A 10549-nucleotide genomic window follows, 5' to 3' on the forward strand; every position below is an offset into this window, starting at 1 on the left:
AATTGGCGTGCTTATGCTACACTAGGAGCTAGAACAGTTTTCCTAGGAAAGGATGATACGCTTGTCAAAAGTATTAAATGCATTTTTAGATGAAAACCTACAAGACTTAAGAGACCAAGGCTTATACAACGAGATTGATCCAGTAGAGGGAGCCAATGGACCTGTTATTCAGGTGCGCGGCAAAAATCTTATTAACTTGTCCTCAAACAACTATCTTGGCTTAGCAACAAATGAAGAATTGAAGCGTATTGCCAAAGAGACTATTGATAGATATGGTGTCGGAGCAGGTGCTGTTCGTACTATAAATGGTACGCTTGATCTACACGTTAAACTGGAGGAGAAGCTTGCTGAATTTAAAGGAACAGAAGCAGCTATTTCCTATCAATCAGGCTTTAATTGTAATATGGCAGCGATTTCAGCTGTAATGGATAAAAATGATGCGATTCTTTCAGATCAATTGAATCATGCTTCTATTATCGATGGTTGTCGTTTATCAAAGGCGAAAATCATTGCGTTTAATCACTCTGATATGGATGATTTACGTGCGAAGGCAAAAGCAGCAAAAGAATCTGGATTATACAATAAAATTATGGTCATTACTGATGGTGTTTTCTCCATGGATGGCGATATTGCTAAACTGCCAGAAATTGTGGAGATTGCAAAGGAATTTGATTTAATTACGTATGTAGATGATGCGCATGGCTCAGGTGTTACTGGTAAAGGAAAGGGTACAGTGAAGCATTTCGGTTTAGAAAAAGAAATCGACTTCCAAATTGGTACACTTTCTAAGGCGATTGGCGTTGTTGGCGGGTATGTCGCAGGTAAGAAAAACTTAATTGACTGGCTAAAAGTACGCTCACGTCCATTTTTATTCTCAACAGCATTACCGCCTGGTGATGTGGCAGCGATTACAGCAGCAGTACAAATGTTAATTGATTCCACTGAGCTTCATGATAAACTTTGGGAAAATGGCAATTATTTAAAATCAGGGCTTGCTAAGCTTGGCTTTAATATTGGGGAATCCGAAACACCAATAACTCCATGTATTATTGGCGATGAAAAGCTGACGCAGGAGTTCTCACAGCGTTTATTTGAAGAGGGCGTTTATGCGAAATCAATCGTTTTCCCAACGGTTCCAAAGGGTACAGGTCGTGTTCGTAATATGCCTACAGCGGCTCATACAAAAGAAATGCTGGATAATGCACTCGCAATTTATGAAAAAGTAGGTCGCGAACTAGGCGTTATTCAATAAAAAAGGGTTGCCTCTTCGTGAGGTACCCTTTTTTATATTTAGATGGATAGAACCCTCAAAGTGACGGATAGGCAAACTGAATCAACGGATAGAACCCTCAAAGTGATGGATAGCTAGAGTGAATCAATCTATTAAAACGCTCAAAATGGATAAGCGCTATTTTGAATGAATGATATTTGCGGTGTTTAGCTGTTTGATGCGTTCATCTGTCACATGCAATGATTTTAAAATTTCCTCATTATGCTGTCCTAATGTTGGAGCGGCTTTTGTTAGCTGGCCAGGGGTCTGAGAAAATTTCGCTGGGAAGCCTAGTGTACGCATTGGCCCAGCTGTTGGATGCTCATAGGACAGGACCATGCCACGCTCCAAAATATGAGGGTCATTCAATGTTTGATCGTAGGAATAGATTGGGCTAGATGGTACACCATATTCATCTAAAAGCTGAAGCCAATATGCAGCTTTATGCTTTACCAGTTCACTTTCGATTTCTTCCCCCAATGCTTTAACATTTTGAGCCCTCAAGTAGTTTGACGCGAATAGTGGATTACTCAGCCAATCTGGACGATGGACGACTTTGGTGGCAAAAATCTCCCATAACTTTTGATTACCTGCACCAACTAAAATATAATCATCCTGTGTTTTAAAACCCTGATAAGGTGCAGAAACACGATGTGCAGTACCTGTTCGCTCAGGGAGCTGGCCTTGTCCAAAGTAGGCTGCAGCCTCCCATACCGTCCATGCCAGTCCAGACTCTACTAAGGAAACATCAATATATTGTCCTTCACCGCTACGCAGCTTGTAAATATAGGCCATTAAAATAGACTGTAATGCTGTTTGAGCAGCCGCAATATCGTTTACAGCAAAGCCAACCTTTACTGGTCTTCCATCTGCTTCACCAGTCATATGCATTAAGCCACTAAGTCCTTGCGCCATAATATCGTAGCCGCCTTTTTGACTATAAGGACCTGTTTGACCATAACCTGAAATAGAGCAATAAATAAGGCCAGGATTCATATCTTTTAGTGTTGCATAATCTATCCCTAATTTTTTTGTGACGCCAGGTCGATAATTTTCCACAAGCACATCTACCGATTGGATAAGCTCTTTAAATAGTTCTAATCCCTCAGGTGTTTTTAAGTTCAAACAAACACCTTTTTTATTACGATTAACCATCATATACATATGGCTTTCTTCATTAATAAAGGGACCCATTGTACGTGTGTCGTCTCCATTGGGATACTTCTCAATTTTAATGACTTCAGCCCCCATATCTGCTAATACCATTGTGCAGTATGGACCAGCAAGCACCTGTGATAGATCAACAACTTTTAAGCCTTGCAATGCTTGATTCATTTTTCATCGACTCCATCTTTTTTCACTAAAGTAATATTACGTAGGGCTGGAAGGGAGGTTGCGCCTGCTAAAGCAATGGAAACTTTCAATTCATCGTATAGATTCGTCATGACTTTTTCCACTCCCTGCTGTCCAGCTAACGCCAGCCCATAGACAAAAGGCCGACCAATAGCTACTGCATCTGCCCCTAAAGAAAGTGCTTTTAGAGCATCCATGCCACGATACACGCCACTATCTAAAATGATTGGAATTTGTCCACTTACCGCTTTGACAATCGCAGGAAGCGCATCAAGTGATCCTACTACACCATCCAGTTGGCGACCCCCATGATTTGAAACAATAATACCATCGATACCATTTTCTATAGCTAGCTTTGCGTCTTTAGGATGTAAAATACCTTTTAATAAAATAGGGAGATTAGATCGGCGCTTTAATTCACGTACATTTTCCCAACTTAAGGTAGGATGGAAAACATTTTGCAACACACCCTGGACGTAGGATTCAAATGATTCATCTGGCAGGGAAGCCATAAAAACAGGATCATTGATATAGTTTCCTCTTGCAAAGCCTAGCTTTAAAGGCGAAAATTGGTTGCGTACATCCTCTTCACGCCAGCCAAGCATAACTGTGTCGACTGTAAGAACGATTGCTTCAAAGCCAGCAGTCTCTGCTCGAGCGGCCATACTATAAGCAATTTCCTCGTTGGTAGACCAATATAACTGAAACCATTTTGTAGCCGTAGGTGCAGCTTGTGCAACCTCTTCAAGTGCATAGCTAGAAACTGTACTTTGTATATAGGGTATTTTTAATTGTTGAGCAGCGCGAACAACTGCAAGCTCTCCATCATCATGCGCCATTTTATTCATGCCAACAGGTGCAAATAAAAAGGGTGTTGGATATGTTTTTCCGAAAAGCTTTATCGAAGTGTCAACATTGGAAACATCATTTAAAAAGCGGGGCACAATGGAATACTTTTCAAAAGCAACACGATTATTGCGCAATGTTTGTTCGCCTCCTGCACCAGAGCGTATATAGCCAAAAGGTCCAGCTTCCATTTTTTCCGCTACAGCCTTCTCTAAATCAGCAAAACAAATAGGGAAGGGAGCTTGGGCAGTTATATTTTTTAATAGAAGGTCTCCATTAGTTGTATTTGTCATCGTCACTACCTCACTTATTTATTAAAAATGGGCTTTCTTTTATTTAAAAATGCCTGTATGCCTTCGTTATAATCTTCTGAGCTAAAGGAGTCGAGAATGATTTGAGCTAACGCATCATTTTCTTCATTTTCTCCATCTACAATAGCTTGAATAATTTTTTTTATGCCTGAATTGGCAACAGATGATTTACTTAAGAGATGCTCAGCGAATTGCAGTGTGCCATTTTCAATCTCCTCTGGCTCATGTAGGGCAGTAATCAAGCCAATGTGTTTTCCTTCTTCTGCAGTAAAAATGTTTGCTGTGTATAAAATTTCCTTTGCCTTAGCAACTCCAACAATATTGATAAGACGCTTTGTACTTTCAAGATTATAGACAATTCCGATGTTTGCTGCAGTGATACCTAATTTACTTTTGGGTGTAGCAATTCTAAAATCACAGGCATTTGCTAACTCTAAGCCGCCACCAATCGCTAAGCCCTGTATCATAGCTATGGTTGGGTGCGGAAATTTATAGAGTGCATCAATTGCCCTTAATGCTAAATCATTGTATGCCTTTGCGTTGTCAGCAGCATAACGAATATCTAAAAACTCACTAATATCGGCCCCCGAAGAAAAAGCAACTTCATTCACGCCACGGACAATTAAAAGTTTAATCGAAGGGTCAGAGCTTAAATAATAAAGCTCATTCAAAATAGCCTGAAACATTGCCCTTGATAAAGAGTTACGTTTCTCTGGACGATTAATCACTAAAGTTGCTATATAACCATTTTTCTCTAAATAAATTTCATTTGTCACAGTGCTCCTCCTTAATCCTTCTTAAGTTTTGCTGCAAATCGATTGCCAATAGATTGAATACTCTGAACAAGGATGATTAAAATAAATACAGTCGCATACATAACATCGACCTCATAGCGTAAATGACCATAACGGTATGCAAGATCACCTAAACCACCCGCACCAACCATACCTGCCATTGCCGTTGCTCCAATAAGACCAATTGTGGCAATGGTTAAGCCTAAAATAATAGAAGGGCGAGCCTCGCGTAATAAAACATTCCAGATGATATGACGGCGTTTAATGCCCATTGCTGTATAAGCCTCTACAACACCTGGGTCCACTTCTAAAAGTGCGGTCTCCATCAGTCGTGCGATGTAAGGTGCTGTATATACAACAAGTGGTACAATGACACCTTTCACACCAATCGTTGTCCCAACAATTAGCTTTGTAAACGGTAGAATAAAGAAGAGTAAAATGATAAATGGAACGGAGCGAATTATATTAATGAATAAATTGAAAAATTGATAAAGAAATTTATTTTCGAAAGATTGACCAGGACGTGTTAAAACAATTAGGAGCCCTAACGGAATCCCAATGACAACGGAAAAGAATAAAGAAATTCCGACCATTTGGAAGGTTTCGATAATTGATTTCCCAATAACATCGGACCAATCTGTAAAGAAGCTTTGAATACTATTCATTTTGTTCGCCTCCTAATTCTTCTACGGCTACTCCATTTTCGGTGAAATACGTTAATGCCTTTTGTACAATTTGTGCTTCACCATTTAAATGAACGACAATATTTCCGACAATGCCGTTTTTTAACTCAATAATATTGGCAGTTAAAATATTTGGCTGAACATCGTAAACTTTGCTGACCTCTGCCAATAATGGTTTTCCAGTGCTTTCGCCAAGAAATGTTAGACGAATAACACTCCCTGAAACATTGAGCTGCTGAATAAGGGAAGGGGATAGATTACGCTGTGAAATCGTGCTCAAGAACTTTCTCGTTGTTGGATGCTGTGGCTTCGCAAAAAGATCAATAGCTGAACCATACTCCACAACTTTCCCTGCCTCAAGAACAGATACGTCATCGCAGATTTTTTGTATGACATTCATTTCATGGGTAATGAGTAAAATAGTAATGCCTAGCTCACGATTAATTTTCAATAAAAGCTCAAGAATGGCTTCTGTTGTTTCTGGATCAAGTGCACTAGTCGCTTCATCACTTAGTAAGATTTCTGGTTCTTGTGCCAACGCACGTGCAATAGCAACACGTTGTTTTTGTCCACCTGAAAGCTGACTTGGAAAGCTTTCTAATTTTTCTGTTAAGCCAACAATTTCAGCATATTTCGCCACACGATTTTTCACTTCGGTATCGTTATAGCCAAGTAGCTTTAATGGGACAGCTATATTGTTATAAACGGTCGCGGTTTTTAAGAGATTAAAATGCTGGAAAATCATCCCTATTTTTTGACGGGTTTTACGAAGATCATTAAGGGAAAGGGAAGTAATATCCACATTGTTGATCCAAACTTTTCCTGTAGTTGGACGTTCCAATAGGTTAACACAGCGAATAAGTGTGCTTTTACCTGCGCCACTATAGCCAATAACCCCATGAATTTCACCTTTTTTAACATGAAGGTTAATCCCATCAACTGCTCTGACAATACCTTTCTTTGTTTTAAATTCTTTAGATATATTTTCTAATCGAATCATCTGGATGTCTCCTTTCTAAAAAGCAAGAATCTGCTCGCTTTCCCAAAGGAGTCTCGCAGATTCTTATTTTATCCCGCTTAATGGGCTGTGAAATTCCCACTTCAAGAACAAATAATGCTGAGAAGGAATCTAACAGCAATAAGCCCGATATTTTCACCGATTAATCAGTGGAGGATGGGGAAAAACCCTGTTTTATTTTTTAGCTACTTACCAGCTTGCAATTACAGAACCCTTAAATTCATCTTCAATAAATTTGCGTACTTCATCAGATTGATAAGCTTCAACAAATTTTTTAATCGTTGGATCATTCTCATTTTCAGCACGTACTACAATATAGTTTACATAAGGAGAGTCAGTAGATTCTAAAAGGATAGAATCTTTTTTAGGATTAATGCCAGCCTCCAGCGCAAAGTTTGTATTAATAGCTGCTACATCAACCTCACTAAGTTGTTTCGGAATTTGGGCAGCCTCTAACTCTATGAATTTTAAATTTTTCTTGTTTTCTTCGACGTCTCGGATAGACGCTGTTAGCCCAGCACCTTCTTTTAATTTAATATAGCCAGCCTCTTGCAGAACAAATAGTGCACGGGCACCGTTTGTCGGATCGTTTGGTAAACCAAATGTTGCTCCGTCTGGTATTTCATCAAAAGATTTATATTTTTCAGAGTAAACACCCATTGGATTCAGAATAGTTTTTCCAACTGGTACTAAGTCTGTATCGTGATCTTTATTAAAAGTATCTAAGAAAGGCTCGTGCTGATAGCTATTTGCATCAAGATCACCTTCAGCTAACGAGGTATTAGGTAAAACATAATCAGAGAAGGATTTAAGCTCTACTTCCAGGCCTTTTTCCTTTGCCACTTTTGCCGCAACCTCTGCAATTTGTTCATGTGGACCAGAAGTAACACCTACTACGATCTTATTTTCATCAATAGCCTTACCTTGGTCTTCTTTACTATCTTCTTTTGTACCGCAACCTACTAACGCTGCTGCTAATGTAAGACCTGCTAAGCCTAATAAAAATTTGTTTCGTTTCTTCATGAAAATGACCTCCAAAGTTTGTTTTATCGATTTTTAAAAATAAAAAAACTCTCTTATAAACTAAGAGAGGCTCATGAAAAAACGTCCTCTCTTATCTATCAAACGATGATCGTTTGCAGGATTTAGCACCTTCCTTTAAAAAGGAGGTTGCCGAGCTTCATAGGGCCAGTCCCTCAGCTACTCTTGATAAGAGATATATAGTATTTTTATAAATCCGATAGAACTAATATAAATTATAGGTTATTATTAGTCAATAAATATTTTGATTTTTTATTTTATTTAGCGGGTGTTTATTGTCCACTAAATCAGGATAAAGCCAATAAAGTAACAAAAAGAGGTGTAGAGATGTCTATAAGAGTAAATTATGGAGTTGGAGCATTTGGAAAAGTCATTAGTGCTCGTATTTTAATGGGGACTGATATGATTGAGGGAATAGAGGCTATCTGTCAAGAGAACGATATTGAGTCAGCTACCATCGTTAGCTGTATTGGTAGTTTGAAAAATAGTAGTTTTGTTTATTTAGTACCAGATGAGATCTCTAAAATCAATGTCCGTTTCAGTGAAGTGATAAAAAAAGAAGGACCACTTGAATTTATTCAAGGTGCTGGTGTTGTGTGTAAACGTGATGGAGAATATGAGACGCATCTTCATGGATCAATGAGTGATCAATGGGGTCAAGTATCGGGAGGACATTTGATGAAGGGCGGAAATATTGTGATTACGGCCGATATCGTTTTGGCTGAGGTACAGGACATTCAGCATTTACGCAAATTTGATGATGAAACAGGACATATTCAATTTTATCCCTTAGAAAAAGACTTACAGAGTCCAAGAAAGATTGAGAAATGAAAAAACTGTTCTATGGCATGGCTGTAGAACAGTTTTTATTGAATTTGTTTATATAAATAAATTTAATTGTTCGATTCGATTTATAGCTTCGCGTAAACGTTCTTCGCTTACAAGTAAGCCAACACGGACATAGCCCTCGCCATATTGCCCAAAGCCATTTCCCGCTGCTACAGCAATATCTGCTTTGTCGAGTAAGAGATCTGCAAATTGTTCACTAGTATAGCCTACTGGAACAGGGAGCCATGCAAAAAAGGAGCCCTTAGGTGCAGTTACGTGCCAGCCAATACGCTGAGCCTCCTCAATTAGGACATTGCGTCGACGTTCATAAGTAGCTCTGAGCTCATTTGCACATTCCTGTGATGCTGAGAGTGCAATCGCCGCTGCTTGTTGTACAGCAGGGAATTGACTACAAAATAGATGATCTTGTATTAAATTGATAGCAGCGATAATATCGGCATTCCCAACTGCAAAGCCAATGCGCCAGCCTGCCATATTGTATGTTTTGGATAGAGTGTACATTTCTATTCCAACATCTTTAGCACCATCTGCCTGTAGGAAGCTAACAGGTTTGTTTCCATCAAATCCAATTGCCCCATAGGCAAAATCATGTGAAACGATGATATTATGCTCTTTTGCAAAGCGAACGGTTTCCTCGAAAAATTCAATTGTTGCAGTACCACCAGTTGGGTTATTAGGATAATTCAAATATAGAAGTTTCGCCTTTTCTTTTATATTATCAGGTAAAGCTGCGTAATCAGGGAGGAAGCTATTTTCTGCAAAAAGTGGCAGTACTTCAAAATTTACATCTCCTAATACGACACCTGATAAGTAATCGGGATAGCCAGGATCGGGTAATAGCATTGTATCGCCAGGATTTAATATAGCTAAAGGTAGTTCAACAAGACCAATTTTTGTACCACCAAGAATAGCCACCTCTGTGTCAGGATTAATGTCTACATTGTATTCACGTTTGTAGAAATCTGCCGCAGCTTGGCGTAATTCAGCAATGCCACGAAATGGTGGATATTTATGATTAAGAGGATTTTCGGCTGCCTCCTGTAGAGCCTTAATAATATGAGGAGGAGTAGGTTGATCAGGATTTCCCTGCCCAAGATTAATTACATCGCGCCCCTCTGCCAAGGCTGTATTTACTTTTTGCACAAGTGCTGCAAAAAACTGAGTTGGGAGTTGCTGTAGTTTTTTTGAGAATTCCATGCACATCCACCTTTTTCAGAATATAATAATTATTATTAAAGAATATGATGCAAATACTATTACTTTTTTTACTAATTGTCTAGACCCTTTATTTATAAAAGGTTTGAAAGTCTCTGAAAACTACAGGCGACCAAATTATAAGCTAGGATGGTACGATACGAGATACGACACCAATTGAAGTTACTACTCTTACAACAAAGCGGCAACATCGAATGATTAACTAACTGGATTAATTTAAATTAGTCTAGAATTAAATATTGTATAATGGAATGTGTAAAAGCGAAAACAAACTTAAAAATATCTAAAGGAGGAAATGGGATGAAAATTGGCTGTATTCAATTGAATGTAGGCTTTGGCAAAGTAGATGAAAATTTTTCCCGAGCTGAGGAGAAGATTCGAGAAACGGCAAATCAAGGTGCAGAAATTATTGTATTACCAGAAATGTGGAATACAGGCTATGCACTTGAGCGTTTACCAGAGCTAGCGGATGAAGATGGGGTGCGTACGAAAGCCTTTTTAGCAAGTTTGGCAAAGGAACTTAGTGTACATATTGTGGGCGGCTCTGTTGCAACAAAAAAGAGCGATAAATTTTACAATACAATGTATACGTTTGATAAAAATGGTGAGCTAGTAGGTGAATATAGCAAGGCGCATCTCTTCCGTTTAATGGACGAGCATTTATATTTAGAGGCAGGCAATGAGATGAATCGCTTTACACTCGGAGATATAGAGGCAGCGGGGGTAATTTGCTATGATATCCGCTTCCCTGAATGGCTTCGTGCCCATGCATTAGAGGGAGCAAAGGTTTTATTTGTACCAGCACAATGGCCAACACCTCGTATCGACCATTGGAAAACTTTGCTGCAAGCGCGTGCCATCGAAAATCAATGCTTTGTTATTGCGGTAAACCGTATTTCCAAAAAAGTAGAAAACTTCAATGGTCAATCTATGATTATTCAGCCATGGGGAGAGGTTCTTTGGGTTGGCGCTGATGATGAAGAAGTGGCTGTTATTGACGTAGACTTTTCTATTGTTGATGAAGTCCGAGGCAGAATTCCAGTTTATGATGACCGCAGACCTGGGCTATATAGTGGCGTAACTGTGAACAACTAATGATTGGTAGTAAGCTCAAGAAGCAGAGCGACTTGAGCTTACTAACCCCCGAGCGAAACAGCGGAGCCCCCGAG

The 10549-nt window shown here is 39.1% G+C and carries 10 protein-coding genes and 1 riboswitch; of the genes, 3 read left to right on the plus strand and 7 right to left on the minus strand.

What is annotated here, in order from left to right; all coding sequences use genetic code 11:
- The first annotated feature begins 52 nt into the window (after positions 1-52).
- Positions 53-1252 (plus strand): glycine C-acetyltransferase, encoded by a 1200-nt coding sequence (locus tag B2R82_RS06775; protein WP_286924130.1) that lies wholly within the window; start codon positions 53-55, stop codon positions 1250-1252.
- Between the two features lie 156 nt (positions 1253-1408).
- Here B2R82_RS06775 and B2R82_RS06780 read toward each other — a convergent pair whose 3' ends face one another.
- The 6 genes from B2R82_RS06780 to B2R82_RS06805 form a co-directional block, all read right to left on the minus strand.
- A complete protein-coding gene (locus B2R82_RS06780) occupies positions 1409-2605 on the minus strand; it encodes a CaiB/BaiF CoA transferase family protein (RefSeq protein ID WP_286924131.1) in 1197 nt (398 codons plus the stop codon).
- Entirely contained in the window at positions 2602-3762 is a 1161-nt protein-coding gene (locus B2R82_RS06785) for an alpha-hydroxy acid oxidase (protein WP_286924132.1), read from the minus strand. Before B2R82_RS06785 ends, B2R82_RS06780 begins: the two co-directional genes overlap by 4 nt.
- 14 nt (positions 3763-3776) lie before the next feature.
- A complete protein-coding gene (locus tag B2R82_RS06790; RefSeq protein ID WP_286924133.1) occupies positions 3777-4556 on the minus strand; it encodes an enoyl-CoA hydratase/isomerase family protein in 780 nt (259 codons plus the stop codon).
- Between the two features lie 11 nt (positions 4557-4567).
- Entirely contained in the window at positions 4568-5239 is a 672-nt protein-coding gene (locus tag B2R82_RS06795; protein WP_054772083.1) for a methionine ABC transporter permease, read from the minus strand.
- The gene (locus B2R82_RS06800; RefSeq protein WP_286924134.1) at positions 5232-6257 is read right to left on the minus strand and encodes a methionine ABC transporter ATP-binding protein; all 1026 of its coding nucleotides are present in this window, start codon (positions 6255-6257) and stop codon (positions 5232-5234) included. The genes B2R82_RS06795 and B2R82_RS06800 overlap by 8 nt, the downstream gene beginning before the upstream one ends.
- A gap of 207 nt (positions 6258-6464) precedes the next feature.
- Entirely contained in the window at positions 6465-7298 is an 834-nt protein-coding gene (locus tag B2R82_RS06805; RefSeq protein ID WP_286924135.1) for a MetQ/NlpA family ABC transporter substrate-binding protein, read from the minus strand.
- Between the two features lie 88 nt (positions 7299-7386).
- Positions 7387-7491: riboswitch (SAM riboswitch) on the minus strand.
- Positions 7492-7643: 152 nt separating this feature from the next.
- Between B2R82_RS06805 and B2R82_RS06810 the strand changes: the two genes are divergently transcribed.
- A complete protein-coding gene (locus B2R82_RS06810; RefSeq protein ID WP_286924136.1) occupies positions 7644-8147 on the plus strand; it encodes a PPC domain-containing DNA-binding protein in 504 nt (167 codons plus the stop codon).
- Between the two features lie 48 nt (positions 8148-8195).
- On the opposite strand, the gene B2R82_RS06815 is transcribed toward B2R82_RS06810, so the two are convergent.
- Complete coding sequence (locus B2R82_RS06815) at positions 8196-9362, minus strand: pyridoxal phosphate-dependent aminotransferase (RefSeq protein WP_286924137.1); 1167 nt, start codon at positions 9360-9362, stop codon at positions 8196-8198.
- Between the two features lie 318 nt (positions 9363-9680).
- On the opposite strand from B2R82_RS06815, the gene B2R82_RS06820 reads away from it, so the two are divergent.
- Positions 9681-10475 (plus strand): carbon-nitrogen family hydrolase, encoded by a 795-nt coding sequence (locus B2R82_RS06820; RefSeq protein WP_286924138.1) that lies wholly within the window; start codon positions 9681-9683, stop codon positions 10473-10475.
- Positions 10476-10549: the final 74 nt, after the last annotated feature.

Source organism: Lysinibacillus sp. UBA6686, from assembly GCF_002455205.1.
In the GTDB taxonomy this organism is placed as follows: Bacteria; Bacillota; Bacilli; order Bacillales_A; family Planococcaceae; genus Lysinibacillus; species Lysinibacillus pakistanensis.

What these genes read in the sequence shown, in the direction of transcription:
- B2R82_RS06775 (WP_286924130.1), top strand. Translation starts at nt 53, where the DNA reads ATGATACGCTTGTCAAAAGTATTAAATGCATTTTTAGATGAAAACCTA.
- B2R82_RS06780 (WP_286924131.1), bottom strand. Translation starts at nt 2,605, where the DNA reads ATGAATCAAGCATTGCAAGGCTTAAAAGTTGTTGATCTATCACAGGTG.
- B2R82_RS06785 (WP_286924132.1), bottom strand. Translation starts at nt 3,762, where the DNA reads ATGACAAATACAACTAATGGAGACCTTCTATTAAAAAATATAACTGCC.
- B2R82_RS06795 (WP_054772083.1), bottom strand. Translation starts at nt 5,239, where the DNA reads ATGAATAGTATTCAAAGCTTCTTTACAGATTGGTCCGATGTTATTGGG.
- B2R82_RS06800 (WP_286924134.1), bottom strand. Translation starts at nt 6,257, where the DNA reads ATGATTCGATTAGAAAATATATCTAAAGAATTTAAAACAAAGAAAGGT.
- B2R82_RS06805 (WP_286924135.1), bottom strand. Translation starts at nt 7,298, where the DNA reads ATGAAGAAACGAAACAAATTTTTATTAGGCTTAGCAGGTCTTACATTA.
- B2R82_RS06810 (WP_286924136.1), top strand. Translation starts at nt 7,644, where the DNA reads ATGTCTATAAGAGTAAATTATGGAGTTGGAGCATTTGGAAAAGTCATT.
- B2R82_RS06815 (WP_286924137.1), bottom strand. Translation starts at nt 9,362, where the DNA reads ATGGAATTCTCAAAAAAACTACAGCAACTCCCAACTCAGTTTTTTGCA.
- B2R82_RS06820 (WP_286924138.1), top strand. Translation starts at nt 9,681, where the DNA reads ATGAAAATTGGCTGTATTCAATTGAATGTAGGCTTTGGCAAAGTAGAT.